The following is a 26,997-nucleotide window of genomic DNA, read 5'->3' as shown; positions in this document are numbered from 1 at the left end:
AGCCCCTATACGCCGACCACCCGCCCGTACACACAATGAACGCGACACTCGACGGCGACGTCGTCCGCGCCCGCGGCGACGCCCGCCAGCGTTTCCACGACGCCCGGGGGTACGGGCGGGCCGACGGCCCGGACGTGACCCTCGCACGCGTGGAGGCGGCACACCTGCTGTATCGCGGCGACCTCGACTCGGTGTCGGGGATGGACTTCAGGGCGTTCTTCCGCGACAGCGTCGCGAGCGAACCCAGCTTCGCCGCCCGGTTCCTCGTGTACGCCGACCTCCGCGAACGGGGATTCTACCTCGCGCCCGTCCGCGATGGATGGCCCGGCAGCGCGAGTGGCCCCGGTGGAGACGCCGGCAACGACGGCGGCGCCGACGCCGACATCCTCGTGTTCGAACGGGGCGAGAAGCCCGGCGGGCCCGTCGCCCACCGCGTCCGCGTCGTCGGCGAGCGCGAGGAGTTGACGACCGCCGACCTCGTCGGCCGAACGCTCGCGGTCGTCGACGAGGAGAGCGAGGTGTCGTACTTCGGCTGTGAGGCGGGCGGCGGCTTCGACGGCCGAACCGAGTACGACCTGCCCGCCGATGTCGAGGCGGACCTGCTGGACGACCGCGTCGTCTGCTGGTCGCCGCCGGCGGCCCTGTACGAGTCGGCGTTCTACGGCCAGCCCGTCTCCGGCCGCGACGACGCCGACGTGGACGCGCTCCAACTGTCGCTGCTGGAGGCCGCGGACCTCGCCACGCGCGGCGCCGTCGACATCGACGCCGACGCGGTGATCGAGCGGGGACACGAGGTGGAGGGCGAGCGGTTCGACCGGCGCCTCTCGGTGTACCGCGAGCTTCGCGACCGGGGCGTCGTCCCGAAGACGGGGTACAAGTTCGGCGCCGACTTCCGGACCTACGACGCGGTGGAGTCCGTGGCGGAGCTCCCCCACTCCGAGTGTCTCGTTCGGGTGGTGACGCCCGACCACCGCTTCCACCCGCGGGAGCTCGCGCTGGACGTGCGCCTCGCCGGCGGCGTGCGGAAGCGAATGGTTTTTGCGCTCGCCGGCGACGACTCGAACGACTACCTGACGGTCGAGCGACTCACCCCATGAGCGACGACGACACCAGCCCCGAACGGGGCACCGACGAAGCCGACGGCGAGGAGAATCGAGCGCGAACGGACGGCGGTGCGGAGCGCTCGCGCACCGAGGGGCGTCGGGCCGTGCCCGACGGCGGCGTCGCGCTCGACCCGTGGGGCTCGGCGACCGTCGCCGACTACCGGGAGCTGTTCGAGGAGTTCGGCATCGAGGAGTTCGAGGCGATCATCGACGAGGTGCCCGAGCCGCACTACCTCATGCGCCGGGGCGTCATCTTCGGCCACCGCGACTACGGCGCCGTCGCCCGCGCGCTCGCCAACGACGAACCCGCCGCGGCTCTCTCGGGGTTCATGCCGACCGGCGACCCGCACATCGGCCACAAGCTCGTGTTCGACGAGTTGATCTACCACCAGGAGCAGGGCGCCGACACCTACGGGCTGATCGCGGACCTCGAAGCTCACTCCGCCCGCGGGCTGACCTGGGAGGAGATCGACGAGCACGCCCGCGACTACCTCCTCTCGCTGCTCGCGCTCGGGTTCGACCCCGAGGACGGCGAGCTGTACCGCCAGTCGACGAACCGCCGGCTGCAGGACCTCGCGTTCGAGCTGGGGTCGAACGCCCGCTTCGCGGAGTTCGAGTCCATCTACGGCTTCGACGGGGAGACGTCCGTCTCGCACATGCAGTCGGTCGTCACCCAGATGGCGGACATCCTCTACCCGCAGTTGGACGAGCCGAAGCCGACCGTCATTCCGGTCGGCCCCGATCAGGACCCCCACGTCCGGCTCTCGCGGGACATCGCGCGCAAGACGCGCTACTTCAGGGTCACCGAGGCGTTCGCCAGCCCCGAGTTCGACGCCGCAGAGCGCGTGCTCGTCGGGCGGGCCTACGACCGGCGCGAGGAGTGGGCCGAGGACCCCGAGACGCCGCGCTGTGAGGACGCCGCCGCGTGGCTCGCCGAGGCGGACGTGGACGCCGAGTTCGAGTCCGCCCGCGCCGGTGCCGTCGAGAAGCTGGAGAACGCCGGCATGGAGCCGCTCCGCCCCCGGACGCGTTTCCTCGACCGCAACGCCGACGAGGACGCCTTCGAGGCGCTCATCGAGGCGGTGCCCGGCGAGAAGCGCGTCTTCGACGCCCACATCGACTCCTTCGAGCTGGACCGGGAGGACGCCGAGGAGCTGGCTCGCGAGGTCGAGGTCGACAACGGCGGCTTCGGCTTCTACACGCCGTCGTCCATCTACCACCGCTTCATGACCGGCCTGACGGGCGGGAAGATGTCCTCCTCCATCGAGGCGAGCCACATCTCGCTGCTCGACGACCCCGAGGAGGGGTACGACAAGGTGAAGTCCGCGACGACCGGCGGCCGAGAGACGGCCGACAAGCAGCGCGAGCTCGGCGGGAAGGCCGACGAGTGCCCGGTGTACGAGCTGTACGCGTATCTGCTCGCGAACGACGACGACGGCTTCGCCGAGGAGGTGTACGAGGAGTGCGTCGGCGGCGAGCGGCTCTGCGGCGGCTGCAAGGAGCAGGCGGCGACGCTGATGAGGGAGTTCCTCGCCGACCATCAGGAGAAGCGCGAGGAGGCGGAGGAGCTGCTCGCGGACCTGGACATCGACCTCGACGTGGACGGGTCGCGGCGGGGGATCCCCGGCGACGAGGAGTAGCGCGGCCGGCCGGAGGGAGGCCGCGCGGCCCGAGCCGGCGATGCCGACCGGCAGCCGAGTATCGGATCCGAGTTGTCGACCGAAAGACGTATTGACACCTCGTGAGAGGTAGGGGTGAATGGAGTATACGTTCGAGTGTGAGTGCGGCGAGGAGGTGTCGGACTTCACGCGCGGCGGCGACGTGGAAGTCAGCACCGTCGCGGTCTGTGAGGAGTGCGGCACGACCTACGGGCTCACGATCACGGCGATACAGAGCGGCGGCGAGTAGCCGGCGGGCTCCCCCCGGTAGCCCTCACGCCTCGGCCGTCACTCCGCGCTCAGAACGCGATCTCCACCCCGCCCTCCTCGCTCGCTTCCCTCCACAGGTAGTTCGCGGTCGCCGTGTCCAACACCGCCGAGCCGACGCTCTCGACGACGATCACCTCGTCGGCCGACTCCCGTCCCGCGTCGCCCTCGAACACCGCCGACAGCGGCAGCAGCCGCGCGGACGCGACGTCGTTGTCGACGATGTCGCCGACGGCGGCGACCTCCTCGGGCACGTCCGCGAACACCCGGTCGGCCCGCTCGAACGTGGTTCGGTCGAGTTCCCGCATCGACGCCTCGTAGGCACCCACGGCGACGACGAGCGCCCCGTCGGCGAGCGCGTCGCCCGGGAACACCGGCGTCTCGCTCGTCGTCGCGGTGACGACCACGTCGGCGTCGCGAACGGCCGCCTCCGCCGAATCGACCGCCTCGGCGGGGATCCCCTCGTGGCGGAGATCTGCCGTACAGGCCGCACGCGAATCGGGCGTCGGGGAGTAGATCCGCGCCCGCTCGACGCCGCGGGCCGCCTCGATAGCACGGGTCTGCCAGCGCGCCTGCTGGCCCGCGCCGACGACCGCGAGGTCGACGGGTCCCGTACCCGCACCCAGCTCCCGGGCCGCCAACCCCCCGATACAGCCCGTCCGGGCGTTCGTGATCCGCTCCCCGGCGAACAGCGCGAGCGGTTCACCGTCCGACGCGTCAGTGAGCAGCACCTGCGCCTGCACCGTCGGTCGGTCGACCTCGGGGGCGGCGTTGCCGGGGAACACGGAGGCGAGCTTCGTCGCGTACGCGGGGTCGCCGTGGACGTACGCCGGCATCGCGAGCCCGGTTCCCGCCGGCTCGTCGCGGCCGTCGAGTCCCTCGCCGACCGGGAAGTGCGGCCGGTCGGGACGCTCGACCTCGCCGCGGCCCTGCTTCAGGAACGCCCGCTCGACGACCCCGAGGAGGTCGTCGAGCGCGAGGAGGTCCGCGACCGCGTCGTCGTCGAACACGTGCATGGGCGACGGGTCGCGGGCGACGGACTTCGGTGTTTCCTCGCGGCTTCGGACCGTCATCGGACCGTCCGCCCGCGGATCCGGCGGCAACGTTCATGTGACGAGGTGCCATGGATCGGAACATGCACGTCGCGGTCGTCGGCGGCGGGATCGTCGGAGTGGCGAGCGCGTACGAGCTCGCCGTCCGCGGCGTCGACGTGACGCTGTTCGAGCGCGGGAGCCTCGGCGCCGGCAGCACCGACCGCGCGCTGGGCGGGATCCGCGGGCAGTTCTCCACCCGCGTCAACGTCGAGCTCTCGGTCGCCTCCGTCGAGGTGTGGGACGAGTTCGAGGAGCGATTCGGCGTCGACATCGAGCGCCGGCGGACGGGCTACCTCTTTCTCACTCGCGACGGCGACACCGCGGACGCCTTCGCCGATCAGGTATCGATGCAGAACGAGCACGGGGTCGAGAGCCGGACTGTCGCTCCCGGAGAGGCCGCCGAGCTGTGTCCCGGCCTCCGCGCCGACGAGTTCGTCGCCGGGACGTACTGCCCGGACGACAGCTTCGCCGACCCACACCTCGCGCTGCAGGGGTACGCCCGCGGGGCGCGCGAGGAGGGTGTCGAGATCCGGACGAACACGCCCGTCGCGGGGCTCGACCCCAGGGAGTCGGGTGTCCGGGTCGAGTTGGCGGACGGCAGCGGGGGTTCCGTCGAGGCCGACTACGCCGTCAACGCCGCCGGCGCGTGGGCGCCGCGACTCGCCGAGACCGCGGGCTACGACCTCCCCATCGTGCCCCACCGCAGACAGACCGCGGTCGTCGAACCGGAGCACCCGGTTCCCGTGTCCGACCCGCTCGTGATCGACGCGGACACGACCGCGCACTTCCGCCCCGAGCGCGACGGACGCGCGCTCGTCGGCGGCCACTTCGCGGAGGCCGACCCGGTCGTGGCCGACCCCGACCGCTTCTCGGAGACGCCCGACACCGACTGGGCCGTCGAGGCGGTCGAGCGCGTCGGCGGGGTGGCCGACTACTTCGGCCCCGAGAGCCGCCTCGCGGGCGGGTGGGCCGGCCTGTACGCCGTGACGCCCGATCACCACGCCATCGTCGAGGAATCGGTTCCGGGCGTCGTCACCGCCGCGGGATTCTCGGGACACGGGTTCCAGCACGCGCCGGCCACGGCGACGGTCGTCGCGGAGCTGGTCCTCGACGGCGAGTCGTCGACCGTCGACGTGTCCGGGCTCGACAGGGGACGCTTCGAGCGCGGCGACGAGCGGGTCGAGCGGAACGTCGCGTGAGGCCGCCGCGAGCGGCTCAGTTCCGGTCGGAGCCGTCGTCGGCCTCGTCGAACCCCGTCAGCTCCGGATCCGGGTCCGGGTCGTCGTCGGGACCGTCGGATCCGGCGCCCTCACGGAGCGTCGTCGGGTCGCGGAACCGCTCGGTCTCGGTCTCGGTCGGTCCCGAGAACTCCTCGTTGAGGTACGCGCCGACGAAGCCGCCGACCGCGCCGACGACCGCGCCGTACGCGACCGAGACGACGAGGATCACGAGGAAGAACACGAACGCGACGAGCAGCCCGGACCGCTGGCCGGGCCCGGCGATGACGAACACCGACGCGATGAGGGTGGCGATGACGGCGCCGGGGATCGCGGCGAGGACGCCCGAGAGCCCGCCGACCGTCGCGCCGGCCTCGCGGTCGGGGCCGTGGAGGTAGCCCGCGACCCCGCCGCCGATGGCCGGCGAGAACGGCAGGAAGAACGTGACGAGCGAGACGACCGCGCCGATGGCCGCGTGTTTCAGTGTGTCGCCGGAGGTGAGCGAGGACGATCGCGAGGATACCATACTGACGTGTTCGCCCGCTGAGGTCATAAGTCGTGCTGAGTCACGTGGTAGCTGGCATCGGCGGTGGCCGGTGTCGGCGATGGGGACGAATCGACGATGTCCCGGACGTGCGATCGGCGCGAGTCGCCGCCCGAACGCTTTTGTCCGCCGGCGCGGGAGCGCGGGTATGGCGACCGGATCCGCCACGCCCCCGCGGGAACCGTCGACGACCGTCGCCGGCGACGGGGCCACGTTCTTCTTCCCGCGCCGCTGACCCCGGCGGATCGCGGTCGGCTCCCGACGGGTCCGATCGCGCGAAACCGAACCGGGTCTCCGGCGCAGGCCACCGTCCGAGCCGCGTCCGTCCGGCGTCGACGGCGTGAGCCGGACCGGAACGACACGACTAACCACCGACCACACGGACACGAACACAACCGAATGCGACTCCCACAGGCGCAGGTCGCGTTGCTGGAGGCCGCCAGCGCGACCGACGCGAGGCCGATCGAACAGCTCGCAGACCAGACGGACCTGAAGCCCGAGGCGGCGACCCGCGCAGCCTTCGACCTCCGCGATGAGGGGCTCGTCGCCGTCGAGGAGCGCGTCGAGGAGTCGGCGCGGCTCACCGACGAGGGCGAGACGTACCGCGACGAGGGGCTCCCCGAGGTCCGCCTGTTCCGCGCCGCCCGCGAGGCCGGCGGCACGGTCGGGATGGGCGAGGCCGTCGGCGCCGCCGGGCTGGAGGGCCCGGAGGTCGACATCGCGCTCGCCAACTACGCCCGGAAGGGGTACGGCGTCGTCAACTCCGGCGAGGTCTCCGCGGACGCGGACGCCGACCCCGACGCGGACACCGAGGCCGCCGCGCTCGCGGCGCTCGCGACGGGCGACGCCGTCGACGACGACGACGTGCTCGACCGACTGGAGAGCCGGGGGCTCGTCGAACTCGACGAGCGCACCGTCCGCTCGGTGGCACTCACCGACGAGGGCGTCACGGCGCTGATGGAAGGTGTCGAGGCCGCCGAGACGGTCGACCGACTCACGCCCGAACTCCTGACGAGCGGCGAGTGGAAGGACGTGGAGTTCGCGGAGTACAACGTCGAGGCCGACGCGCCGGCCGTCGAGGGCGGTCGCGAGCACGTCCTCCGCGGGATGTCCGAGCGCGTGAAGGACGTGCTCGTCGGCATGGGCTTTCAGGAGATGGACGGCCCCCACGCCGACGCTGACTTCTGGATCAACGACTGCCTGTTCATGCCGCAGGACCACCCGGCACGGACCCACTGGGACCGCTTCGCGCTCGACGTGCCGCCGGTGGCGGACCTCCCGGAGGCGCTGGTCGACCGCGTCGAGGACGCCCACCGCGACGGCGTCGGCGAGGACGGCGACGGCTACCACTCGCCGTGGTCGGAGGACTTCGCGCGGGCGATCGCCCTCCGCGGGCACACCACGTCGCTGTCGATGCGCTACCTCTCCGGCTACGCGGACGCGGACCTGGAGCCGCCTCAGCGGTACTTCTCCGTCCAGAAGGCGTACCGCAACGACACGCTCGACGCCACCCACCTGCTGGAGTTCTACCAGATCGAGGGGTGGGTGATGGCCGAGGACCTCTCGGTGCGCGACCTGATGGGCACCTTCGAGGAGTTCTACCGGCAGTTCGGCATCGAGGAGATCCGGTTCAAGCCGCACTACAACCCCTACACGGAGCCGAGCTTCGAGCTGTTCGGCGAGCACCCCGAGACGGGCGAGGAGATCGAGATCGGGAACTCGGGCATGTTCCGCGACGAGGTGCTCGAACCGCTGGGCATCGACTGTGACGTGATGGCGTGGGGGCTCGCGCTGGAACGCCTCGCCATGCTCACGACCGGCGCGGAGGACATCCGCGACCTGCACGGCACTCTTGCCGACCTTGAGTTCCTGCGGAACGCGGAGGTGACCTACTGATGCCAGTCGTCGACATCGACACGGACGAGCTTCGAGGATTGACCGGCGAGGACAAGAGCGACGAGGAGTTCAAGGAGGACCTGTTCGCGCTCGGGCTGGAGTACGAGGGCGACACCGACGACGGACTGCTCCAGTTCGAGTTCGGTCCCGACCGCCTGGATCGGCTCTCGGTCGAGGGCGTGGCGCGCTCGCTGCGCTACCAGTACGGCGCCGACCGCGGCGTCTACGTCCCGAACGTGAACGACGCCGACTGGACCATCGAGGTCGACCCCTCCGTGCCCGAGGAGCGCCCGTACGTCACCGGCGCGATCGTCCGCGGCGTCGAACTCGGGGAGTCCGGTTTGGAGTCGCTGATCCAGCTACAGGAGAAACTGCACGCGACGATGGGACGGGGGCGCGCGAAGGGCGCCATCGGCGTCCACGACCTCACGATGCTGAAGGGGCAGGCGCTCACCGAGGAGAGCGAGCCGTCGGGGACCATCGACGCCGCGACCGCGGATCTCGCCGCGACCGAGAAGACGATCACCTACCGCGGGGTCGACCCCGAGGGCGACCGGTTCGTCCCGCTGGACGCGAACGCCGAGCTGACGCCCGCGGAGGTGCTGGCCGAGCACGAGACGGGCGAGACGTACGCCGACCTCGTGGAGGATCTGGACCGATACCCCGCCATCTACGACGAGCTGGGGCTGTTCTCGTTCCCGCCGGTGATCAACGGGAAGCGCACGGAGGTCGACACCGACTCCCGCGACCTGTTCATCGAGCTGACCGGGACCGACCAGTGGACCATCGACAAGATGTGCGTCGTCCTCTGTTACGCCCTCTCGGCGCGCGGCGGCACCGTCGAGGAGGTGCAGATCGACTACGCGGACGGCGCGACGTACCCCGACGAGTACGGCCCGGAGCTGATCCGGCCGGACCTCGACACCGACGAGAAGTCAGTCACCCACGACCGTATCGAGACGATGCTCGGCGTCGAGCTGGAGCGCGAGGCGGTCGTCGACCTGTTCGAACGGTCGGGCCTCGACGCCGCCTACAGTCTGGGTGAGGAGGAGACCGTCTACGACGTGGAGATTCCGCCGTACCGCGTCGACGTGCTCCACCCGCTGGATCTGGTCGACGACGTGGGCCGGGCGTACGGCTTCAACGAACTGGAGCCGACGTACCCCGACATCGGCACCATCGGCGGCCGCCACGAGCGCTCACGGCTCGAGCGTGCGGTTCGCACGAGCCTCATCGGCCTCGGCTTCGAGGACATGCTGAACTTCCACATGACCTCGGCCGGTGAGAACTACGACCGGATGCGCATCGACGAGCGCGACACCGGCGCCGACCTGGCGGACGCGCCGCTGGGCGCCGAGCCGCGCGCGGAGATCACCAGCCCGTACAGCGAGGACTACACCCAGCTCCGGACGTGGGCGCTCCCCTCGCTGGTGCAGGTGCTGGAGAACAACACCCACCGGAGCTACCCGCAGGACCTCGCGGAGGTCGGCTTCGTCGCCCACCGCGACGACGACGTGAACACCAGAGTCGCCGAGGACCGCCGCGTCGCCGGCGTGCTCGCGCGCACCGACGCCACCTACGAGGACGCCAAGGCGCGGCTGCAGGCCGTCTGCGATGACTTCGACGCCGACCTGGAGACGCCGGCGACCGAGCACCCCAGCTTCCTCGACGGCCGCGTCGCCGATGTCGTCGTCGACGGCGACTCGGTCGGCGTCGTCGGCGAACTCCACCCGGAGGTGCTGGTCGACCGGGACATGGAGGTGCCCGTCGCCGCCTTCGAGTTCTCGCTGTCGGCGCTGGAGTAGCCCGCCGGAGGGAGAGTAGTCCGTCGACACCGGAGTGACCCTCCGGTGCCTGAGTCATCCGTCGCCACGTAGGTCCCCGGGGCGACCGATCGTCGCGACGGCGGGGAACGCACGTCCCGAACCCGCGGACGGCGAGGGATCGCGGCGCGCCCGAGGGGAACACCTTTCACGCCAACCGCCGCAGGAACCCGTATGAGCCTGGCCGTCGAACGCGTGTTGGTCCCGGTCGACGGGAGCGACGAGTCACTGACGGCGGTCGAGTACGCCGTCGCCGTCGCCGAGCGGTACGACGCGCAGGTCCACGCCGTGTACGTGCTCGGCGAGGAGGTCGTCCGCGCCATCGAGGAGGAGGTCGTCGATCGGTCGGAGATCGCCGAGGACACCGAGGCGTTCACCGACACGGTCCGGGATCTCGCCCGCGCGGAGGGCGTCGAGGTGTCCTCGTCCATCGCGTACGGCTTCTCGACGAAGCGCAAGACCACCCATCCCGGGTCGGTCATCCTCGACACCGCCGAGGACATCGACGCCGACTTCGTCGTCATCCCTCGCGAGCCGCTCACCGGCGAGCCCGGGGAGGTGCTGGAGAAGGCCGCCGAGTACGTGTTGCTGTACGCGAGCCAGCCCGTGCTGTCGGTGTGAACGCGGCGACGGAACGCGCCCGGACGCGACGGGCGATCGCCACCCACGCCGAGGCCGACCCGTGAACCGCTACGCCGGATCCGCCAGCAGTGCGGTCATCTCCAGCTCGAACGACTCGGCGTCGCTCGTCTCGAAGCCGACCTTCTTGTAGAGGCCGACCGCCGCGCGGTTCCACCGCTCGACGGTGAGCCACACCCTGTCGACGCCGTTGGCCGCGCCGTGGCCGAGCAGCGCCTCCATGAGGTGCGTGCCGATGCCGGCGCCCTGGTACGCCTGAAGGACGAAGATGGCGAGCTCGTAGGCGTCGCCGTCGGGAACGAGGGTCGCGTGGCCGGCGACGGCGTCGTCGTCCCACGCGACGACGTTGTACCCGTCGTCGCCGAGGATCGTCTCCAGCCACGAGCGCACGTCCGACTCCCGACCCGGAGGGATCCCCTGTGCGCGGTCCGCCGGATCGAACTCGGTGTACATCTCCACGAGCGCCTCGAACTCGTCCTCGCCGGACTCGCCGTCGGCGTCGTCGGGATACGGTCGGATCTCGATGTCGCGATCCTCGCCGTCGACGAACGACAGCGGCGGCGCCTCGAACGGCCCGGCCGGTTCGTCGGGGTAGACGCGGTCGCCGCTCATCGGACCAGTTTCACCGAGACGTGTGAGTTCAACAGGACGAACTGCGCGATGCTGCCGAGGTTGATCTTCCCCATCGGGCTGGTCTCGCCGCCGCCGATGGCGATCATGTCGAAGTCCTCCTCCTCGGCGATCGCGACGAGTCGGCTGCCCGCGTCGCCCTCGACGTGGCGGACGGGGGCGTCGAGGCCCGCGTCCGCGAGCACCGTTCGGACCCGGTCGTCGACCTCCTCGGGGGAGCGCTCGGAGCGGGGGTTCTCGACGACCGCGACCGTGAGGTCGTCGCCGGCGGCCCGAGCGCGCTCGACGGTGTCCTCGAGCGCCCGAAGGGAGTCGTCGCTCCCGCCGACGCCCAGCAGTACCTTCATGCGCCGACGGTCGGGGGGCCCGGACAAAAGCGTGCCGCCGGGCGGCTCCTCGGTGCCGAGACGTCCGCCGGTTCTCGGACGGGCGGAGGACGCGTGGGGGGACGGGTTTTTCACGGTCGCTCGGCTACGGGGCGCCATGACCGAGGACGCGGGGAACGAGGCCGGCGGCGCCCCCGACGCGGGGGCGGCCGAGGACGGCGACGGGCGGGCCACCGACGGCGGCGAGGGCGCCGGCGAGGAGGTCGGCGGCGCGTCCCCGGACGACGAGGCGACGACCGAGGGAACGACCGCGGAGGACGCGACCGCGACGGACGAGGCGGCCGCGACCGACGGCGACCGGGCGGTCGACGACGACGCATCGGGATCGGTTCCCGGGCCGGACGTCGGGGACGACGGCGACGCCGGCGAGGACACCGGCGATCCCGCCGAGGAGGCCGCCGACGTGCCCGACGACGGCTCCGAGTCGTCGGACTCGGGGGCACGTCAGGCTGTGCCCGACGACGTGGCGAAGTACGACCGCTTCCAGAAGATGGAGCGCGCGGAGTACGACCGCGTCAACGAGTTCCTGCGCGACCGGACCTACGTGACGGCGCGGGAGTGGGCGATCGCGCGGCTGTGCTCGGACTTCCGGACGGAGACGGGCGTCGAGATGACGAAGATCGGCGAGAACCTCCCCCGGCTGGTTCCGTTCATGACCGACACGTACACCCCGCAGGCGGTGAACCAGGCGCGCGCCTCCTTCGAGGAGAAGGTGCGCAAGGCCGGCGCGACGTTCCTCTACGGCGCGATGTCGGGCTTCTTCACCGCCGAGGACCTGGACGACGTGATGTACGAGTCGACGGAGGTCGCGAAGTTCCTCCTGGAGGTCGAGGGCGCCGATCTGGCCGTCGAGGAGGAGTTGGCCGCCGAGGACAAGATCTCGTCGGTGATGCGCGACGTGCGCGAGGCGAGCGCGGAGGTCCGCGGCGAGGAGGTCAAGTGCCCCGAGTGCGGGCACGTTCACGAGCCGTAGCGCCACGGTCCGGCCGTATCCACGGGCCACACTGGGCCCGTCACGCCACGATCCGACGACTTCTCCGACAAGTTAAACCCGAGAACCCCGCTACCTCGGGTAATGAGACCCTCCGATCTCTCGACCCTGCCCGACGGCGTCCCCGAGGCGCTGGAGGCGGAGGGGATCGAGGAGTTCTATCCGCCGCAGGCCGACGCCGTCGAGAAGGGCGTCGCCGACGGCGCGAGCGTCGTCGCCTCCGTGCCGACGGCCTCGGGCAAGACGCTCATCGCCGAGTTGGCGATGCTGTCGGCGGTCCAGCGCGGCGGAAAGGCGTTGTACATCGTCCCCCTCCGAGCCCTCGCCAGCGAGAAGAAGACGGAGTTCGAACGCTGGGAGGAGTTCGGGATCGACGTGGGCGTCTCCACCGGCAACTACCAGTCCGACGGCGAGTGGCTCGCGAGTCGAGATATCATCGTCGCGACCAGCGAGAAGGTGGACTCGCTCGTCCGCAACGGCGCGCCGTGGGTGAACGACCTCACCTGCGTCGTCGCCGACGAGGTCCACCTCGTCGACGACTCCGGCCGCGGCCCGACCCTCGAAGTGACGCTCGCGAAGCTCCGGAGGATCAACCGCGACCTGCAGGTCGTCGCGCTCTCGGCGACGGTCGGCAACGCCGACGAGGTGGCCGACTGGCTCGACGCCGAGCTGGTCGAGTCCGACTGGCGCCCGATCGACCTGAAGATGGGCGTCCACTACGGCAACGCGATCAACTTCGACGACGGGAGCCAGCGCGAGGTGCCCGTCGGGAAGGGACAGAAGCAGACGGCCGCGCTCGTCGCCGACGCCCTCGACGAGGAGATCGACGGCCAGCGCGGCTCCTCGCTCGTGTTCGTCAACTCCCGGCGCAACGCCGAGGGCGCGGCCAAGCGCCTCGCGGACGTGACCGCCGACCGGCTCGACCCCGACGAGCGGGCGGCGTTGGAGGAACTGGCTCAGGACATCCGCGACGTGTCCGACACCGACACGTCGGACGATCTGGCCGACTGCGTCCGGAAGGGGGCGGCCTTCCACCACGCCGGACTCGCCAGCGAGCACCGGAGTCTCGTCGAGGACGCCTTCCGCGACCGCCTCGTGAAGTGCATCTGCGCGACCCCCACCCTCGCCGCGGGGGTGAACACGCCCGCCCGCCGCGTCGTCGTCCGCGACTGGAAGCGATACGACGGCGAGTTCGGCGGGATGCAACCGCTGGACACCCTGGAGGTCCACCAGATGATGGGCCGTGCCGGGCGACCGGGACTCGACCCCTACGGCGAGGCCGTCCTGCTGGCGAGGGACCGCGACACCATGGACGAACTGTTCGAGCGCTACGTCTGGGCCGAGCCGGAGGACGTCCGCTCGAAGCTCGCCGCCGAGCCCGCCCTCCGCACGCACGTCCTCGCGACCGTCGCCTCCGGGTTCGCGACGACGCGCGAGGGCCTGCTGGAGTTCCTCGATCGCACCCTGTACGCGAGCCAGACGGGCGACGACGCCCGCCTCGCCGAGGTAACCGACCGCGTGCTGGAGTACCTCGTGGTCAACGACTTCCTCGAGCGCGAGGACGGAACGCTCACCGCGACGGGGATCGGGCACACCGTCTCCCGGCTCTACCTCGACCCGATGTCGGCCGCCGAGATCGTCGACGGCCTTCGCGAGGGGATCGACTCCGGCGGCGCCGACGCGGTGACCGCGAACCGCCGGAGCCGCCCAGCGGAAGATGGCGAGGTGGCCGACGACGCCGCCGAGATACCCGAGGACGCCGCCGACGCCGGCTTCGTCACCGGGAGCGACCTCGTCGCCGACGGCGACACGGACGACACCGACGGCGACGCCGACGGAGCGGACGGCTCCGCGTCGGCCGACAGCGACGACCCGACGATCACCCCGCTCGGCCTGTATCACCTCGTCGCACGGACGCCCGACATGTACCAGCTGTACCTGAAGTCGGGCGACCGCGAGACGTACGAGGAACAGTTCTACGCGCGCGAGGACGAGTTCCTCGGGCACGCGCCCTCGGAGTTCGAGGACGTGGCGTGGGAGGACTGGCTGGCGGCGCTCAAGACCGCGCGCCTGCTGGAGGACTGGGCGAGCGAGTTGGACGAGGACGTCATCACCGAGCGCTACGGCGTCGGCCCGGGCGACATCCGCGGGAAGGTCGACACCGCCGAGTGGCTCCTCGGTGCCGCGGAGCAGCTGGCGAACGAGCTCGACCTCGACGTGGTGCTCGACGTTCGCGAGGCGAAGAAACGCGTGGAGTACGGCGTGGGCGAGGAGCTGCTCGACCTGGCTGGCGTGCGCGGCGTCGGCCGCAAGCGCGCCCGGCGGCTGTTCGAGGCCGGCATCGAGACGCGCGCGGAGCTGCGCGAGGCCGACAAGTCGGTCGTGCTCGGCGCGCTGCGCGGGCGCGAGAAGACGGCCGAGAACGTCCTGCAGGCGGTCGGCCGACAGGACCCCTCGATGGACGGCGTCGAGAAGGACGCGACCGCCTCGGCCGCCGCGACCGCCGGAAGCGACGCGGACGACGACGGGAGCGGACAGGCGACCTTCGGTGATTTCTCGTGAAGCTCGTCGAGGGGACCGCGGCCATCGAGGACCTCGACGCGTTCCTGGGCGAACTGACAGCGATCGGCGAGGAGACCGGCTGCACCGTGCAGGCGTTCGACGCCCGCTACGTCGTCGACCGCGTGCACCTGGAACGCGCGCTGGAGTTGGCCGACCGCGCCATCGACCGCGGCGAGAACGTCGCCCGCGACCGCGGCGTCGAGGTCATGCTGTACGCCGCCGGCCGCCGGCAGATCGACCGCGCGCTGACGATGGGCGTGAGCGAGGGCGAGGGGCCGGTCGTGGTGCTGGTGGCCGCCGAGCGAGAGGCCGGAGACGACGCCAGCGGAGTCGAAGCCGCGGCGGCGGCCGTCCGCGACCACGTGACGCCGGCCGACACGCTCGGCGACTACGACGAGGACCTCGTTCACGAGTACTTCGACATCGACGACACCGAGTTGGCGGCGACGGCCGGGTCGATCTCGGACGTGATCCACGAGCGTGTCGCGCTGCTGGACGTGCGGAAGTAGCCCGCTGGATGGCCGATCGAGGCCCCCGAACCGGGCGAGTACCGGACGGTTCGGAGCTACCGAAGGAAGTCGACGACCCAGTTGACGACGTTCACTCCGACCAGGAGCGCTCCCTCGGGGCGCGAAAGCACGCGGCGCGTGCCGAAGAGCACTGCGACGAGGACGACCGTCGCGAGGAGCCACGTCGTTCCCGAGACGGCCGCGGGGCTCACGGGGAGCGGGGCGACGACGGCGGCGACCCCGAGGACGCCCAGGAAGTTGAACACGCAGCTGCCGACGAGGTTCCCGGCGGACAGTCCCGCGCGTCCCCGGCGTGCGGCCGCGACGGAGGTGACGAACTCCGGGGCCGACGTGCCCAGCGCGACCACCGTCGCGCCGATAACCCAGTCGGAAACCCCCGCCGCCCCGGCGAGATCGGCCGCCGAACCGACCAACAGGTGGGCCGCCCCGACGACGATCCCGAGCCCGACGACGAGCCGGGCGGCGTCCGTCCGCTCGAACGAGCTCACCGTGGCCGTGTCAACGGTTCCGCCGACGGACCCGGACCGGACGAGCACGGCGAGGTACCCGACGAGGAGGCCGAGCAGGAGGAGCCCCTCGACCCGTTCGAGCCGGAGGTCCCACAGCAACCCGAGGACGAGCGCTGTGACGCCGACGAGCACGACCGAGTCGCGCCACACCAGGTCGTGGGAGGTCGGCAGCGCCCGGACGAGCGCCGCGCCGCCGAGGACGAACCCGAGGTTGACGACGTTCGACCCGACGACGTTCGCGACGGAGATGTCCGGGTTGCCCGCGACGGCCGCGTCGACCGTGACCGCGAACTCGGGCGCGGACGTTCCGAACGCCACGACCGTGAGCCCGATCACCAGCCCCGAGAGGCCGAGGCGACGGGCAAGCCTCGTCGCCCCGGCGACGAACCAGTTCGCCCCGACCCACAGGCCGGCGACGGCCGCCGCCACGAGCCCGAGGTCGACGGCGATCGCGACCGCCGTCCCCTGGAGAAGCGGCATGTGCCCGTGAGTCCGCCGCCGGGAGTAAGACTATTCCGGAGACCCCTCCCCGACCGACGGCGGTCCCGTCGACCCGGTTCGCTCAACGAACATCCGCCGGACGCGCTCGCCGTCGATCTGTTCGATCGTCACGTCGATCCCCCCGAGGTCGACTCGCTCCCCCGAGCGGGGAACGCGACCGAGCCGGTGGTACACGAGGCCGGCGAGCGTTCCCGCGTCCGCGGGCGCGTCGGTCGAGAGCGTCGTCCCGAAGACGGCGTCGAGACGGTCGAGGAACACGTCTCCCCGGACCATCACGCCGTCGGCGACCGCGCGGACGCTGGCCTCGGTCCCCACGTCGAACAGGTCGCCGACGACCTCCTCCAGTACGTCCTGTACCGTCACGAGGCCGACGGCCGTGCCGTCCTCGTCGACGACCAGCGCCATCCGGACGCGCTCGTCCTGCATCCGCTCCAGCAGGGTGTCGATCGGCTCGGACGTCGACACCGACAGCGTCGGCGTCGCGAGCCGCTCGACGGGAACCGACTCGTCGAGGGCGAGCGTCCGTTCGAGATCGCGGAGGTCCACGATCCCGCGGGTGTCGTCCAGCGACCCGTCGAACACCGGGAGCCGGGTCACCCGCTCGTCGGCCGCCAGCGTCGCCGCGTCGCGGATCGAGGTGGTCACGTCGACGGCGACGACGTTCTCGCGGGGGACCATCACGTCGCCGGCGGTGATCTCGTGGAGCCCCAGTACCGACTCCACCATGCCGCGTTCCTCCGCGTCGATCTCGCCGCCCCGTTCGGCCGAGCGGACCAGGGCCGCGAGCTCGTCGCGGGTGACGTACGGCGCCTCGATCGCCGGCTCGCCGCCGACGACGGCGCTCAGTCGGCGCGTCACGAAGTCGAAACCCGTCACGACCGGGCCGGCGAGCCGCTGGAAGCCTCGGACGGTCGGCGCCGTCCGCAGCGCCCACGACTCAGCGTTCGCCACCCCGTAGGACTTGGGAACGATCTCCCCGAACACCAGCACGACGACCGTGAGGAGGACCGTCGACACCGTCACGGCGACGCCGGCGGGGAACGCCGCCACGAGGATCGCCGTCGCCACCGACGACATGGCGATGTTGACGACGTTGTTTCCGACGAGGATCGTTACGAGCAGCCGGTGGGGGTCCGAGCGCAGCGCCTCCAGCACGGCGCCGTTCCCGCCTCCCTCGGCGAGCGCGCCGACGCGGTAGCGCTCCACGCTGAATATCGCGATCTCGCTGCTGGAGAAGAACGCCGAGACCGCGAGCAACACGAGGATGACGCCCGCCCCGACGACCGGGAGCGAGAGCGGATCGAGAGCGACCATGCGCGGACGTGACGTCGGGAACGTAAATCGATCGGGGACGGCGAGACAACGAGGGCACGGGGGGGACCGACAGCGGCCGGTGTGCCGAGGACGGTCGCACCCACGAAGAGCGACGCCGGATCGAGAACGGGAGAGACCCCCTCGTTTCGTGTGGAAACCCCGCGACTGCGGTACGAACGTGTTCTACCGGAAGCGTCGGGAGAGAAGTAGTCCATCCTGGATTCGAACCAGGGTCGTTGCCCCCAGAAGGCAACAGGATTGGCCAGCTACCCCAATGGACTGATACGTCGCCGATCCGCGTCCGACTCTCGGCATCGGTCGTACGTCGCTGGGAGTTATGAGTGTTGCGAAGTCGAAACCGGCCGACTGCGGACGCACCGGCTCGCGAATCACTCTGAATGGACCCCGATCGGGCGTTTACGACCGGTACGCCTCCCGCAGGAACGCCAGCGCCGCGCCGAACATCGCGAGGTTGCCGAAGAAGGCGAGTCGCTCGCCGCTCGCGTCGCCCTCCTCGTTCCAGAAGTCGTGCATCGTCGGCGTCACCGCCGCGAGGAACGTGACGACCGCGCCGGTCGCGATCCGCGGAAGTCGCCAGAGGGCGATCCCGAGTCCGCCGACCAGCATCATCCCCGAGGCGAACGGGGCCGCGAGTTCGGGGACGGGCACGCCCGCCGACTCGGCGTACTCGATCGAGTCCTCCATGTCGCGGAAGTCCTCCGAGGCCTGCAACGCGAGACCGAGGCCGAACAGTACGCGGCCGAGGCGCGAGAGGCTGCGGGTGGTCGTCGACGCCGGCGAGTCTTCGGTCGAGTCGTCTGCCATGACAAATGACACTTCCGCCGGCGTGAAAAGCCTGTGCTCGCCGGTCACTCCCGCGAGGTGTCGGGGTCGCCGTCGGCCGGGTCGCCGTGATCGGCCTCGGGAGACGCGCGGGTGAACTCGTCGACGTAGCCGTGGAGCATCTCCCGAACCGGAGTGACCACGTCGTAGTCCGCGGTGTGGCGCTGGAGCATCGCGCCCGTGAGCGTCGACAGGAGCCACGTCGCCGCCTCGTCGGGGTCGATCGTCCCGTCGATCGTTCCCGACTCGACGCCGTCGGCGATCGCGACCGCGAGTCGCTCGCGCAGGTGGTCGTCGATGCGCGTGAACTCCTCGCGAAAGCGGGGCTCCGAGACCGCCTGTGCCCGGAGGTCGATGATCGCGCGCTGAGCCTCGGCCATCAGGTCCTCCATCTCCGCCCCGAGGTAGATGTCGACGAACGCGTGGATCCGTTGCACCGGGGAGTCGGCCTCGCGCTCGGCCTCGTCGAGCATCGTCAGGAAGTGATCGCCCGCGAACCGGAGGAACCCCGCGATCAGGTCGTCCTTGGAGTCGTAGTGGTAGTACAGCAGCGACTTGCTCTTCTCGAACTCCGCGGCGATATGGGAGACGCTCAACTCGGCGTAGCCGTGTTCACACAGGGCGCGGTACGTCGCGTCCATGATGAGCGTGTCCACGTCCGATTCATCACCCACGCCGTCCGCGTCCCCCGCGTCGGATCCGCCGTTGGTGCCGTCCCCCGCGTCGGATCCGCCGTTGGTGCCGTCGCTCATCCCTCGACACCCCTCACGGACGAACGGTAATGAACTCCCCGAAGCCGGCGGAACCGTCGTCGGAACGGTGACGACCGGAGGGCGTCACGGTCAGCCACGGAGCGCCTCCACGGGCCGTTCGCGGGCGGCCGTCCACGCGGGATAGATCCCCGCGAGCAGGCTCGCGATCACGCCGAAGACCATTCCCACGACGACGTACTGGAGCGATCCCGGCGGGAACGCGAACGGGTCCCCCAACAGGACGTCGTTGATCACCGCGACGATCCCGAGCGTGACGGCGCCGCCGAGCAGCGACCCGACGACGCCGAGCAGCGTCGCCTCCGCGAGCATGATCCGGACGATGTCGAGCTTCTGATACCCGACCGCGCGCAACACGCCGATCTCCTCGCGGCGCTCGATCGCCGACATGAGCATCACGTTGGCGATGGAGACGCCGGCGACGACCAGCGAGATGGCGCCGATGCCGACGAGGAAGAGGTTGATCAGCCGGAACGCCTCGTCGATCTGCTCGGCGATGTCGCCGCGCTCGAAGACGGCGACGATCTGTCTGCGGCCGTTGAACGTCCGCTTGATCTGCATCGCGGTCTCGTTGGCCGTCGTCGCGTCGTCCGAGCGGACGATCACCTGCGCGAACACGTCGTCGTCGAACTCGCCGGGCGGGAGCACGAACGCCTCGTTGGGGTTGGCGATGTCGGCCTGTCCCGCCTGTGCGAGCACGGCCGTCACGCGATACTCCTCGGTCCGGCGGACCGTCTCCCCGTCCTCGGTGACGGTGCGGCGGAGCGTCACCTTCGAGCCGGGTCGGAGGTCGTACCGGTCGGCGAGCGTCGACCCGACGAGCACGCCCTTCCGCCAGTTCTGCGGGATCGATCCCTCGCTGACCTCGTACAGCGCGGACGGCTCCTCGACGCCGTACAGCGTCGCGCTTCCGGCGGTCGAGCCGCCCCGGATCACGTCGGCGTTCGCCTGTTTCAGCGGAACGATCTCGGCTTGGCCGCTGACCCGGTCGATCCGCCCCACGTCGGCGGCGGTGAGGTGGCCGTTCTCGTTGTCCTCGCCGGCGAACACCTGAATGTCCGCCCCGATGGAGCCGAGGGTCTCGAACTGCGACTCCTGGAAGGCGACGCCGCCGGCGCCGATGGCGCCGATGGCGACGACGCCGATGAGGATGACCGCGACCGCGAGCGCCGAGCGCGTCTTCGCCCGGGCCACGTTCCGGCGCGCCATGAGGAACGCCGGGAACGCCCCCCACAGCCGGTCGAGGAAGTTCATCCGGTGACCGCCTCCTCGTCCTCGCGGACGGTGCCGTCGATGAGGTTGACGACGCGGTCAGCGGACTGTGCGACGTAGTCGTCGTGGGTGACGGTGACGACGGCGACGCCCTCGTCGGTGATCTCGTCGAACTCGGCGAGGATCTGGTCGCCCGTGTCCCGGTCGAGGTTCCCGGTCGGCTCGTCCGCCAGCAGGAGCCGTGGCTCGTTCACGAGCGCGCGAGCGATGGCGACGCGCTGCTTCTGCCCGCCGGACAGCTCGTCGGGGTAGTGGTCGAGCCGTTCGCCGAGCCCGACGCGTTCGAGCAGGTCGGTTGCGGCGTCGCGGGTCTTTCGGGGGGTTCGATCCAACAGTCGCGGTACCTCGACGTTCTCGACGGCCGTCAGGGTCGGGATGAGGTGGAAGCTCTGGAAGACGAAGCCGATCGTCTCCTTGCGCTTTCGAGTGCGCTCGGCGTCGCCGAACGTCTCCACGTCGAGTCCGTTCAGCTCGACGAGCCCGCTCGTCGGCACGTCGAGCAGGCCGAGCATGTTCAGGAGCGTGGACTTGCCCGACCCCGAGGGGCCGACGATCGCGACGAACTCGCCGGGGTCGACCCGGAAGTCGATGCCGCGAAGCGCGCGCACGGTCTCGCCGCCGGTGACGTACTCCTTCACCACGTCGTGCCCGGAGATGACCGGGTTCGTTTCCCTCTCGTCGGAGTCAGCGTCGTCGGGTCCCGCCATCAGCGACGGAGCACGAGCACGGCCCCGAGCACGACGACGAGCACGGCGAGCGCGGCCGGAAGCAGCGGGAGGCCGCCGAGCGCGCCGCTCTGCGGCGCGGGCGTCGGCGTCGCGAGCACGGACTGGCTCACGCGAACGTCGGTCGTGTACGAGCCCCGCACGTCGTCGACGACGTACTCGACGCGGACCGGCACCGTGGTTCGGTCGCCGGTCAGCTCGGCGTTGAGGTCGAACGAGGCGAAGTCGCTCCCCTCCACGCCGCCGACGAAGTAGTCGGGCTGCGGGTCGGCGGCCCGAATCCCGTCGCCGTCGACGACGCTGACGAGGACGCTCTCCACGTCGGTGCTCCCGACGTTCGCGGCGCTGCCGGCGATCTGAAGCACGCCGTCGGGGCCGCGTGTCACGCTCACCCCGGTGAGCCGGATCTCCCCGGGGTTTTGCGGCTCGGAGAAGTCGCCGCCGAACGTCCGGGTGACGGTTCGGCGGTCGCCATCGAGCGTGTACCTGAGCGTCACGTCGACGGGGAACTGGCCCGCCTCGGTCGCCCGCACCGGGAAGGCGAACACGGCGGTGTCGCCGTCGGCGAGCATCGGGCGAACGCGGCCCGTCGTCCGGAACGCGAGCGCGTCCGAGGAGGAGTCGACACGCACGTCGATCTGACTGACCGACGTGTTGAGCCCGTTGGCGACGGTGACGTTCACCGTCCGCTCGGCGCCGACGACGGCGTCGCTCACGTCGAGTTCGAGCTGCGGGTCGGGTCGGTCGACGTCGACGGTCACCGGTTGGACGATGTACTTGCGGTCGCCGCGGGAGTTGAGCAGCGTCGCGTGGACGTAGACGGTCTGTTCGCCGGTGTCATCGAGCGTGACTGAGAAGTCGTAGGTCCGCTCGGTGCCCGGCCCGAGCGGGTCCGAAACGTCGAGAACCGACAACTCCTCGTCGTCCTCGTCGTAGTTGCGGTCGGAGACCTCCGCGACCGAGAGGTCGGTGATGCGGTACGTGTCGTCGCTGTCGTCGTCGTTCGTCAGCGTCGTCGTGACGGTGAACGCCTCCTCGGGGACCGGGTCCTCCGTGGAGATGTCGGAGGTCATCGTCACGAACGTGTCGGCGACAGCGGGCGCGGCGACGCCCGCGACCCCGCCGACGACGAGGACCAGACAGACGGCAACGACGGAAGTTGAGGGAGTTCGCACGGGTTTCGATCGGTTCACGTCGCCCTCCCCGATAAACGTTCTGAACGTTCATTCAGTGGCGGGCGAGGCGTGGAGCGGCGGGTTTCACCGTACACGTGGATATATCACCACCTACTTATCGACTCATGATACACGGTCGTGTATGTACATCGGACGATTCGTCGTCGTGGGTCCGAAGGTCGGCGCGTACCGAGTCTCCTCGCGGTCGTTCCCGAACCGGAAGGTGACGCGGCGCGACGACGACACGCTCACCGTGGTCCCGACCGCCGAGGCGGCGGCGACGGACAACCCGTACGTCTCGTACAACTGCGCGCGATCGGCCGGCGAGGGTGCCGTCATCGGCAACGGCTCACACGTCGACCCGATCGCCGAGAAGTACGACCGCGGCTACCCCGCCCGCGACGCGCTCGTCGAGGCGCTGCACGCGATGGACTACGAGAAGGACGACTACGACACCCCGCGCGTCGCGGGCGTGATCGAGCAGGACGCCGGCTATATCGGGATCGTCCGCCGCGACGCGCTGCTGGTCCGCGAGGTCGACGAGCCCCACCTCGTGGCGACGTACGAGGAGAACGAGCCCCGGGCGTTCGAGTTCGAGCCCCGGACCGCGGTGGCGGCCGCACGGACGGCGTACGGACTCGACTACGAACACGCCGTCTGCGCCGCCGGCGCCCACGTCGGCGACGGCGGGAGTTCCTTCGCCGTGGAGAACGGGAGCGAGGAGTGAGCCGAACGGAGTGAGGCGAACTCCTCGGGACAGCGGCGGTGAGGTCCGAAGGGCCGAACCGCCCACAGAGAGCGAGGACGAGTAAGCGAGCGGGAGCGAGCGAACGAGTCCTCGGCAGGACGGCGGGGCGGTCCCGTGCCGCTTCGCTCACAGGGAGCGAGCGCGGTCGAATGACGTGAGACCGCGACAGGGACCGGCGAGCGCAGTGAGCCGCGAGCGAAGCGAAATGATGTCTCCGAACTGTGGCTGTAAGGCCCAAACGTCGCTACGATCGCACGGTCGAGACGACCGATCCCTCGTCGTCGACGACGAGTGAGAGTTCCTCGGAGCCGAGTCTGATATCGATGCGAAGGTGGAGCGGGTCGGTTTCGACCACTGTCTCGCTTCCGGGCGCACACCAGTCGAACGTCCACCACGGGCAGGTGCGGACCTCGACGCCGTGCTCTCGGGTGAACGCGACGACGGCCGGGTGTCGGATCAGGCTCGCGCCGACGTACGTGCCGTGTGCGAAGCCGCACCGCTCGCAGCGACCGGCGAGATGATAACAATCCTCCTCCGGATGGGGTTCGACGGCTGGATCGACGCGTCCGTGACAGTCCGCACAGATTCCGTGGCGGAGCTCTTCCCCGTATCGGTTGACCAGTAGGGCGACCCGTTCGACCACCTCGTCGGACCCCCAGTCATCGGCGTTGGCATCGTGACCATCGTCGCCGGCACCCGCGAGGAGGCTCGGCCATACCGACAGCGGGATCGCGTGGCTCCCGTCACCGCAAGTCACGTGGAGCATTCCGTCGTCGTATCGGAGTTCGAGCGGGTCGCCACAGCGGTAACACGCGCCGGGAGCGTCGACCGGCCCCCACGTCCAGCCGGTGTCGAATCTGTCGGAGGCGAGTGTCGAGACGACTGCCATCCCCACCCGGGACAGCCGGTACCCTCTCTCGCCCGAGACGATCAGATCGTCGAGCCGGTCCAAGTGGTAGTTGAAGTTTCCCTTGTCTCGAACGCTGACAGCGTCCCGGAGGTCGCTGTACGCAAGCCACGGGTCCGTCGGCGCCTCGGCATGTGCGTCCGCCAGCGCACGGAGGATCGATCGACGAGTGGAGTCGCTCACGAGGTCGATGAAGGCGGTCGACTCCGGCGGTGCGGGAGACATCGACCTCGCTACGACCCCGGGAGGGCTAAACGTGGTGGTGTCAGATCGTTTGGAGTATCTCGCTGCTCCAAACGGTTTTGATCTCACGGGGTAGTTCACGAGTATGGGGCAGCGGTCACAGTTCGAAGGAGCGGGCACCCCCGTGTGTGTCGGATCGGCGGTCGTTCGTGGACACCGGGAGGTCGGTGAACGGTGAACGAGCACGAGCGCGACCGACTTCTCGGAAAACTTCGTCGCGCCTCGGGGACGCTCGGCGAGCGTGTCCCGGAACAGATCGAGATCGAGGGAGAGTCGGTCGATCTCCGGTCGTTCGTGTTTGAGTGCGATCAACTAGAGACAGTTCCCGAATCCCAGCGCGAGCGGATCGAGGGAACGCTCAGTTCGCTTCGTCGGGCACGGATCCGCCGGAAACGTCGGATCGAGGACGGGGAGATCCCGGTCGAGGAGGGCGAACGACTCGTGACGGAGATTCGGGGGATCGAGCGAGCGATCCGGGCGCTGGAGGCGCTCGACGAGCCCGAACTCGGTGAGCAGGTCCGTCGGGACGACGTTCGCCGCGCCACGGAACTTCGCGATCTGGCCCGACGTCTCGGGTGACCGACCCGCGGCACCGGACCTACCTATCCCGACGCCATAGCGGTCCGCATGCGACTGGGCCTTCTCTCCGACATCCACGGCAACCGGATCGCGCTGGAGGCGGTGCTCGACGACATGCCGCCCGTCGACGGGATCGTTTGCGCGGGCGACGTGGTCGGATACAACCCCTGGCCCGCCGAGTGTGTCGCCGCGGTGCGCGATCGCGCGATCCCGACCGTACAGGGAAACCACGACCGGGCGGTCGCCGCCGGCTCGGCGCCCGGGTTCAACGGGATGGCCCGCGCCGGCGTCGACCACGCGCGGGAGGCGCTCGACGACGGGGTGATCGCGTGGCTCGACGACCTTCCCGAGCGTCGGACGGTGGCCGACGGGCGCGTCGCCGTCGTCCACGGGCACCCCGACGATCCCGACCACTACACGCGGACCCGGGAGTTCGCCGGCGGCCTGATCGACCGTGCCGCCGACCGGCTCGACGTCGACGACGGCGACCTCGACGCGCTGGTGCTCGGACACACCCACGTGCAGCACCACGGCGTGTTCCCCGAGGGCGTCGTCGTCAATCCGGGGAGCGTCGGGCAGCCGCGCGACGGCGACCCCCGGGCCGCCTACGCGCTCCTCGACGTCGACGAGCGGACGGTCGAGCAGCGGCGCGTCGAGTACGACACCGACGCCGTCGCGTCGGCGGTCGCGGACGCCGGACTCCCGGAACGGATCGGGAGTCGACTCGCCGAGGGTCGGTGAGGCGCCAGCCGCGACCGCCGACACCGGCCGCGTCCGGACGCCTCCCGTCCATGTCGGGGAATTAAGACCGTCCGACCGGATCGCCAACCACGAATGGACTGGATGGACGAGAGACTCCCCGACGACCTCGCGATCGCCGTCGTCAACCGGACGGGGTCGCGGACGACGGCGAACGTGGGCTGTCGGGCCGGCGGGGACGTCCTGTTCGTCGATCGGGTGACGCTCGCCCCCGGAGAGCGGCGCGAGTGGTCGGAGTCGGCCGCCGGCACCGTCGAGGTCGCCGTTCAGGTCAAGGACGGACCGGAGGCCGCCGAGCGGTTCGATCCGGGGGACGGGGCCGGGGGCGTCTCCGCGACGATCGCCGCGGGATCGATCTCGTTCTCGACCGACGGCGGTCGGGAGGCGACCGGCGGCGCCGGGGGCGGCGGGGTCGACTCGTTCGCGGCGGCCGAGACGGGCGACGACGCGTTCGGTGGCGACGACGGCGACTGGGGATTCGGCGGAGACTCGACCGAGGGTGGCGACGCCTGGTCGTTCGACGACGGAACGGACGACGCGGACGCGACCGACACCGTCGATACAGTCGACACCGGCGGCGACGCCGCCCATTCCTCGACGTCGTCCGCCGACGACGGCTGGGGGTTCGGCGACGACGACACCGACTCCGACGACGGATCCCACACGAACAGTGCCGCCACCGCCACGACGGCGACCGGTGGGACCGAACAGCCGGACGTGACCGACGAGGGCGCGTCGGAAACCGGCGGCGCTTCGGCCGTCGATCGGAGCCGATCCGGAAACCACCCCGATGCCGATTCCGGCGCCCGGAGGGGCGACGGCGACAGCGACGGGGATCCGGATCCCACGGACGAGAGCGGCGGATCCGAACCGCGCGACGAAGACACTGGGCCCGGGAACCCCCCGCCGGAAGCCGTCGAAACCGCGGTTTCAACCGGCGCCACCGACGGAACGGGCGGTGCTGGGAGGGACCCGAGTACAACTGCCGGTGCCGACGAGAGATACTGCACCGCATGCGGCGCCGTGGTGAAGAAACAGGCCGAGCTCTGTCCCGAGTGCGGAGTTCGGCAGTCGAACGCGGCCGCGTCCGGGTCGAAGGACAGAACCAGCGCCGCGCTGCTCGCCATCTTCCTGGGCTGGCTCGGTGCACACCACTTCTACCTCGGGAACACCGGTCGCGGGATCGTGTACCTCCTGTTGTCGTGGACGCTTATCCCGTACTTCGCCGCGCTCATCGAGGCGCTCATCTATCTCACGAAGTCCGACGAGGAGTTCCAACGCAAGTACGGCACGTGACCGCCGACCGCGCTTG

26 protein-coding genes and 1 tRNA gene are annotated in these 26,997 nt (G+C 70.6%); 14 read left to right on the top strand and 13 right to left on the bottom strand.

The features are described 5' to 3' along the window. Positions 1-35 precede the first annotated feature (35 nt). The 3 genes from endA (at position 36) to GRX01_RS02880 (ending at position 3,011) form a co-directional block, all read left to right on the top strand. Positions 36-1,097, top strand: a complete 1,062-nt coding sequence (gene endA, locus GRX01_RS02890) for a tRNA-intron lyase (protein ID WP_159663177.1) — start codon at positions 36-38, stop codon at positions 1,095-1,097. Further along, entirely contained in the window at positions 1,094-2,743 is a 1,650-nt protein-coding gene (locus GRX01_RS02885) for a tryptophan--tRNA ligase (protein WP_159663175.1), read from the top strand. Before endA ends, GRX01_RS02885 begins: the two co-directional genes overlap by 4 nt. A gap of 118 nt (positions 2,744-2,861) precedes the next feature. Next, complete coding sequence (locus GRX01_RS02880) at positions 2,862-3,011, top strand: hypothetical protein (protein ID WP_159663173.1); 150 nt, start codon at positions 2,862-2,864, stop codon at positions 3,009-3,011. 49 nt (positions 3,012-3,060) lie between these two features. On the opposite strand, the gene GRX01_RS02875 is transcribed toward GRX01_RS02880, so the two are convergent. Next, positions 3,061-4,101, bottom strand: a complete 1,041-nt coding sequence (locus GRX01_RS02875; RefSeq protein WP_394351362.1) for an ornithine cyclodeaminase family protein — start codon at positions 4,099-4,101, stop codon at positions 3,061-3,063. Positions 4,102-4,163: 62 nt separating this feature from the next. Between GRX01_RS02875 and GRX01_RS02870 the strand changes: the two genes are divergently transcribed. Next, positions 4,164-5,321 (top strand): NAD(P)/FAD-dependent oxidoreductase, encoded by a 1,158-nt coding sequence (locus GRX01_RS02870; protein ID WP_159663171.1) that lies wholly within the window; start codon positions 4,164-4,166, stop codon positions 5,319-5,321. Positions 5,322-5,337: 16 nt separating this feature from the next. Here GRX01_RS02870 and GRX01_RS02865 read toward each other — a convergent pair whose 3' ends face one another. Continuing rightward, on the bottom strand, positions 5,338-5,865 hold the full coding sequence (locus tag GRX01_RS02865) for a DUF5518 domain-containing protein (protein ID WP_159663169.1): 528 nt from the start codon (positions 5,863-5,865) through the stop codon (positions 5,338-5,340). A gap of 417 nt (positions 5,866-6,282) precedes the next feature. Here GRX01_RS02865 and pheS point away from each other — a divergent pair, with 417 nt between their 5' ends. The 3 genes from pheS (at position 6,283) to GRX01_RS02850 (ending at position 10,223) form a co-directional block, all read left to right on the top strand. Further along, the gene (pheS, locus tag GRX01_RS02860; RefSeq protein ID WP_159663167.1) at positions 6,283-7,779 is read left to right on the top strand and encodes a phenylalanine--tRNA ligase subunit alpha; all 1,497 of its coding nucleotides are present in this window, start codon (positions 6,283-6,285) and stop codon (positions 7,777-7,779) included. Beyond that, positions 7,779-9,584 (top strand): phenylalanine--tRNA ligase subunit beta, encoded by a 1,806-nt coding sequence (gene pheT / locus GRX01_RS02855; protein WP_159663165.1) that lies wholly within the window; start codon positions 7,779-7,781, stop codon positions 9,582-9,584. The genes pheS and pheT overlap by 1 nt, the downstream gene beginning before the upstream one ends. A 192-nt stretch (positions 9,585-9,776) precedes the next feature. Continuing rightward, positions 9,777-10,223 (top strand): universal stress protein, encoded by a 447-nt coding sequence (locus GRX01_RS02850; protein WP_159663163.1) that lies wholly within the window; start codon positions 9,777-9,779, stop codon positions 10,221-10,223. Positions 10,224-10,292: 69 nt separating this feature from the next. On the opposite strand, the gene GRX01_RS02845 is transcribed toward GRX01_RS02850, so the two are convergent. Next, positions 10,293-10,853, bottom strand: coding sequence for a GNAT family N-acetyltransferase (locus GRX01_RS02845; protein ID WP_159663161.1), 561 nt, complete (start codon positions 10,851-10,853; stop codon positions 10,293-10,295). Then, positions 10,850-11,218, bottom strand: a complete 369-nt coding sequence (locus tag GRX01_RS02840; RefSeq protein WP_159663159.1) for a universal stress protein — start codon at positions 11,216-11,218, stop codon at positions 10,850-10,852. Before GRX01_RS02840 ends, GRX01_RS02845 begins: the two co-directional genes overlap by 4 nt. A 136-nt stretch (positions 11,219-11,354) precedes the next feature. Here GRX01_RS02840 and GRX01_RS02835 point away from each other — a divergent pair, with 136 nt between their 5' ends. From GRX01_RS02835 to cgi121, 3 genes are all read left to right on the top strand, one after another. Then, on the top strand, positions 11,355-12,230 hold the full coding sequence (locus GRX01_RS02835; RefSeq protein WP_233740811.1) for a DUF5806 family protein: 876 nt from the start codon (positions 11,355-11,357) through the stop codon (positions 12,228-12,230). Between the two features lie 102 nt (positions 12,231-12,332). Further along, on the top strand, positions 12,333-14,810 hold the full coding sequence (locus GRX01_RS02830) for an ATP-dependent DNA helicase (RefSeq protein WP_159663157.1): 2,478 nt from the start codon (positions 12,333-12,335) through the stop codon (positions 14,808-14,810). Further along, a complete protein-coding gene (gene cgi121 / locus GRX01_RS02825) occupies positions 14,807-15,319 on the top strand; it encodes a KEOPS complex subunit Cgi121 (protein WP_321167878.1) in 513 nt (170 codons plus the stop codon). Before GRX01_RS02830 ends, cgi121 begins: the two co-directional genes overlap by 4 nt. A 56-nt stretch (positions 15,320-15,375) precedes the next feature. Here cgi121 and GRX01_RS02820 read toward each other — a convergent pair whose 3' ends face one another. The 8 genes from GRX01_RS02820 to GRX01_RS02785 form a co-directional block, all read right to left on the bottom strand. After that, positions 15,376-16,329, bottom strand: a complete 954-nt coding sequence (locus GRX01_RS02820) for a calcium/sodium antiporter (protein ID WP_159663155.1) — start codon at positions 16,327-16,329, stop codon at positions 15,376-15,378. 30 nt (positions 16,330-16,359) lie between these two features. Then, positions 16,360-17,664 carry a hemolysin family protein gene (locus GRX01_RS02815; protein ID WP_159663153.1) on the bottom strand — a complete coding sequence of 435 codons (1,305 nt, stop codon included), beginning with the start codon at positions 17,662-17,664 and terminating at the stop codon, positions 16,360-16,362. A 207-nt stretch (positions 17,665-17,871) separates the two neighbouring features. Beyond that, a tRNA-Gln gene (locus GRX01_RS02810) sits at positions 17,872-17,945 on the bottom strand. 136 nt (positions 17,946-18,081) lie between these two features. Continuing rightward, positions 18,082-18,489, bottom strand: a complete 408-nt coding sequence (locus GRX01_RS02805; protein WP_159663141.1) for a DoxX family protein — start codon at positions 18,487-18,489, stop codon at positions 18,082-18,084. 44 nt (positions 18,490-18,533) lie between these two features. Further along, positions 18,534-19,259 carry a TetR/AcrR family transcriptional regulator gene (locus GRX01_RS02800; protein WP_159663139.1) on the bottom strand — a complete coding sequence of 242 codons (726 nt, stop codon included), beginning with the start codon at positions 19,257-19,259 and terminating at the stop codon, positions 18,534-18,536. A gap of 90 nt (positions 19,260-19,349) precedes the next feature. After that, positions 19,350-20,531 (bottom strand): ABC transporter permease, encoded by a 1,182-nt coding sequence (locus GRX01_RS02795; RefSeq protein WP_159663137.1) that lies wholly within the window; start codon positions 20,529-20,531, stop codon positions 19,350-19,352. Then, complete coding sequence (locus tag GRX01_RS02790) at positions 20,528-21,256, bottom strand: ABC transporter ATP-binding protein (protein ID WP_159663135.1); 729 nt, start codon at positions 21,254-21,256, stop codon at positions 20,528-20,530. Before GRX01_RS02790 ends, GRX01_RS02795 begins: the two co-directional genes overlap by 4 nt. Continuing rightward, on the bottom strand, positions 21,256-22,449 hold the full coding sequence (locus GRX01_RS02785; RefSeq protein WP_159663133.1) for a hypothetical protein: 1,194 nt from the start codon (positions 22,447-22,449) through the stop codon (positions 21,256-21,258). The genes GRX01_RS02790 and GRX01_RS02785 overlap by 1 nt, the downstream gene beginning before the upstream one ends. Positions 22,450-22,591: 142 nt before the next feature. Between GRX01_RS02785 and GRX01_RS02780 the strand changes: the two genes are divergently transcribed. Further along, on the top strand, positions 22,592-23,176 hold the full coding sequence (locus tag GRX01_RS02780) for an IMP cyclohydrolase (protein ID WP_159663131.1): 585 nt from the start codon (positions 22,592-22,594) through the stop codon (positions 23,174-23,176). Positions 23,177-23,441: 265 nt separating this feature from the next. On the opposite strand, the gene GRX01_RS02775 is transcribed toward GRX01_RS02780, so the two are convergent. Then, positions 23,442-24,329: a DUF7351 domain-containing protein gene (locus GRX01_RS02775; RefSeq protein ID WP_159663129.1), complete on the bottom strand. Its 888-nt coding sequence runs from the start codon at positions 24,327-24,329 to the stop codon at positions 23,442-23,444. A 192-nt stretch (positions 24,330-24,521) separates the two neighbouring features. Between GRX01_RS02775 and GRX01_RS02770 the strand changes: the two genes are divergently transcribed. The 3 genes from GRX01_RS02770 to GRX01_RS02760 all read left to right on the top strand — a co-directional run bounded on the left by GRX01_RS02770 (position 24,522) and on the right by GRX01_RS02760 (position 26,981). Continuing rightward, entirely contained in the window at positions 24,522-24,926 is a 405-nt protein-coding gene (locus GRX01_RS02770) for a DUF5788 family protein (RefSeq protein WP_201289481.1), read from the top strand. A gap of 48 nt (positions 24,927-24,974) precedes the next feature. Further along, on the top strand, positions 24,975-25,667 hold the full coding sequence (locus GRX01_RS02765) for a metallophosphoesterase family protein (RefSeq protein WP_159663127.1): 693 nt from the start codon (positions 24,975-24,977) through the stop codon (positions 25,665-25,667). 93 nt (positions 25,668-25,760) lie between these two features. Next, positions 25,761-26,981 carry a TM2 domain-containing protein gene (locus GRX01_RS02760; protein ID WP_201289480.1) on the top strand — a complete coding sequence of 407 codons (1,221 nt, stop codon included), beginning with the start codon at positions 25,761-25,763 and terminating at the stop codon, positions 26,979-26,981. Positions 26,982-26,997 lie beyond the last annotated feature (16 nt).

This window comes from Halobaculum saliterrae (assembly GCF_009831625.1).
Taxonomy (GTDB): Archaea; Halobacteriota; Halobacteria; order Halobacteriales; family Haloferacaceae; genus Halobaculum; species Halobaculum saliterrae.
This window is presented reverse-complemented; position numbering and strand designations above follow the sequence as displayed.

Coding starts and splice junctions, on each gene's coding strand:
- GRX01_RS02800 (WP_159663139.1), bottom strand. CDS start 19,259: ATGAGCGACGGCACCAACGGCGGATCCGACGCGGGGGACGGCACCAAC.
- GRX01_RS02885 (WP_159663175.1), top strand. CDS start 1,094: ATGAGCGACGACGACACCAGCCCCGAACGGGGCACCGACGAAGCCGAC.
- GRX01_RS02780 (WP_159663131.1), top strand. CDS start 22,592: ATGTACATCGGACGATTCGTCGTCGTGGGTCCGAAGGTCGGCGCGTAC.
- pheS (WP_159663167.1), top strand. CDS start 6,283: ATGCGACTCCCACAGGCGCAGGTCGCGTTGCTGGAGGCCGCCAGCGCG.
- GRX01_RS02830 (WP_159663157.1), top strand. CDS start 12,333: ATGAGACCCTCCGATCTCTCGACCCTGCCCGACGGCGTCCCCGAGGCG.
- GRX01_RS02835 (WP_233740811.1), top strand. CDS start 11,355: ATGACCGAGGACGCGGGGAACGAGGCCGGCGGCGCCCCCGACGCGGGG.
- GRX01_RS02815 (WP_159663153.1), bottom strand. CDS start 17,664: ATGGTCGCTCTCGATCCGCTCTCGCTCCCGGTCGTCGGGGCGGGCGTC.
- GRX01_RS02870 (WP_159663171.1), top strand. CDS start 4,164: ATGCACGTCGCGGTCGTCGGCGGCGGGATCGTCGGAGTGGCGAGCGCG.
- GRX01_RS02790 (WP_159663135.1), bottom strand. CDS start 21,256: ATGGCGGGACCCGACGACGCTGACTCCGACGAGAGGGAAACGAACCCG.
- GRX01_RS02840 (WP_159663159.1), bottom strand. CDS start 11,218: ATGAAGGTACTGCTGGGCGTCGGCGGGAGCGACGACTCCCTTCGGGCG.
- GRX01_RS02850 (WP_159663163.1), top strand. CDS start 9,777: ATGAGCCTGGCCGTCGAACGCGTGTTGGTCCCGGTCGACGGGAGCGAC.
- GRX01_RS02795 (WP_159663137.1), bottom strand. CDS start 20,531: ATGAACTTCCTCGACCGGCTGTGGGGGGCGTTCCCGGCGTTCCTCATG.
- pheT (WP_159663165.1), top strand. CDS start 7,779: ATGCCAGTCGTCGACATCGACACGGACGAGCTTCGAGGATTGACCGGC.
- GRX01_RS02880 (WP_159663173.1), top strand. CDS start 2,862: ATGGAGTATACGTTCGAGTGTGAGTGCGGCGAGGAGGTGTCGGACTTC.
- GRX01_RS02865 (WP_159663169.1), bottom strand. CDS start 5,865: ATGGTATCCTCGCGATCGTCCTCGCTCACCTCCGGCGACACACTGAAA.
- GRX01_RS02875 (WP_394351362.1), bottom strand. CDS start 4,101: ATGACGGTCCGAAGCCGCGAGGAAACACCGAAGTCCGTCGCCCGCGAC.
- GRX01_RS02775 (WP_159663129.1), bottom strand. CDS start 24,329: ATGTCTCCCGCACCGCCGGAGTCGACCGCCTTCATCGACCTCGTGAGC.
- GRX01_RS02760 (WP_201289480.1), top strand. CDS start 25,761: ATGGACTGGATGGACGAGAGACTCCCCGACGACCTCGCGATCGCCGTC.
- GRX01_RS02820 (WP_159663155.1), bottom strand. CDS start 16,329: ATGCCGCTTCTCCAGGGGACGGCGGTCGCGATCGCCGTCGACCTCGGG.
- GRX01_RS02805 (WP_159663141.1), bottom strand. CDS start 18,489: ATGGCAGACGACTCGACCGAAGACTCGCCGGCGTCGACGACCACCCGC.
- endA (WP_159663177.1), top strand. CDS start 36: ATGAACGCGACACTCGACGGCGACGTCGTCCGCGCCCGCGGCGACGCC.
- GRX01_RS02845 (WP_159663161.1), bottom strand. CDS start 10,853: ATGAGCGGCGACCGCGTCTACCCCGACGAACCGGCCGGGCCGTTCGAG.
- GRX01_RS02765 (WP_159663127.1), top strand. CDS start 24,975: ATGCGACTGGGCCTTCTCTCCGACATCCACGGCAACCGGATCGCGCTG.